The organism is Faecalibacterium sp. BIOML-A4, assembly GCF_009679665.1.
Lineage (GTDB): Bacteria > Bacillota > Clostridia > Oscillospirales > Ruminococcaceae > Faecalibacterium > Faecalibacterium taiwanense.
Map to the genome: position 1 here is coordinate 1 of NZ_WKZG01000041.1, position 1,624 is coordinate 1,624.

At 49.6% G+C, this 1,624-nt stretch carries 1 rRNA gene; it reads left to right on the forward strand.

Annotation, left to right across the window (positions count from 1 at the left end):
* Window positions 1-101: 101 nt before the first annotated feature.
* A 23S ribosomal RNA gene (locus GKG34_RS15540) occupies window positions 102-1,624 on the forward strand; the annotation flags it as partial.

Below are 1,624 nucleotides of genomic sequence, written 5' to 3' on the forward strand. Positions count from 1 at the left end.
TTTTTAAGAAATATTGCAATTTCAAAAGGAAGGGTAACAATAATCTTCGTTGGCAAGAGAGAATCAAGAGGATACCAAATGTTCCAAGAGAACGTTTGAAAGGTCAAGCGAACAAGGGCGCAGGGCGAATGCCTTGGCACTGGGAGCCGATGAAAGACGTGATAAGCTGCGATAAGCTTCGGGGAGCTGCAAATAAGCATTGATCCGGAGATTTCTGAATGAGGAAACTCACCTGGGTTCATACTCAGGTACGTTATACTGAACTTCAAAATAGGTATATCGAGGGAACCGCCTGAACTGAAACATCTAAGTAGGGCGAGGAAGAGACATCAAACGAGATTCCGTAAGTAGTGGCGAGCGAACGCGGAAGAGGGCAAACCGAGAGTAGAAATACTTTCGGGGTACGGAGCGCATTTAGGACTTAAGTTGTTAACCGAACGGCATGGGAAGGCCGGTCAGAGAGTGTGAGAACCACGTAGGTGAAAACGACAAGAGCTGAGCGAATTCCAGAGTACGGCCAGACACGTGAAACCTGGTCGGAATACGGGGGGACCACCCTCCAACCCTAAATACTACCCAGTGACCGATAGCGTATAGTACTGTGAAGGAAAGGTGAAAAGCACCCCGGGAGGGGAGTGAAAAAGAACCTGAAACCCTGTGCCTACAAGCACCTAGAGCACGTCAATGTGTGATAGGGTACTTTTTGTAGAACGGTCCGGCGAGCGATTGTATGCAGCAAGGTTAAGGACTTAAGGTCTGGAGCCGAAGCGAAAGCGAGTTTGAAAAGGGCGTTAAGTTGCATATAATGGGCCCGAAACCGGGTGACCTACCCATGGTCAGGTTGAAGTGGAAGTAAAATTCCATGGAGGACCGAACCGACCTCCGTTGAAAAGGCGGCGGATGAACTGTGGGTAGCGGAGAAATTCCAATCGAACCCGGAGATAGCTGGTTCTCCCCGAAATAGTTTTAGGACTAGCCTCAAGTTAGATACCTGGAGGTAAAGCACTGAATAGCCTAGCGGCCGAGAGGTTAGCGAAGCTTATCAAACTCAGAATGCCAGAGTATTGATGCTTGGGAGTCAGACAGTGTCAGATAAATGTCATTGTCAAAAGGGAAACAGCCCAGATCTACAGCTAAGGTCCCAAAGTCAGGTTAAGTGGAAAACGATGTGAAGATACGTAGACAACCAGGATGTTGGCTCAGAAGCAGCCACTCATTCAAAGAGTGCGTAATAGCTCACTGGTCGAGCGTCTTTGCGCGGAGAATTTAACGGGGCTAAACCTGACACCGAAGCTTAGGCAGCATGTTTACATGCTGGGTAGGGGAGCGTTGTATACGCGGTGAAACAGTAGCGCAAGCGGCTGTGGAGTGTATAGAAGTGAGAATGCCGGAATGAGTAGCGCGAATGCAGTGAGAATCTGCATGGCCGAAAGCCTCAGGTTTCTGGAGGAAGGTTCGTCCGCTCCAGGTTAGTCGGGAGCTAAGGTGAGGCCTAACGGCGTAGCCGATGCACAGACGGTAGAGATTCCGTCACCACCAAAAGAGTTAAACACAGGGACACATATGAAGTCTCGGAGCCGGGTGTTGGTTCCGGTAGCGATCGAGGGAAGTTAGTACCGAAGTC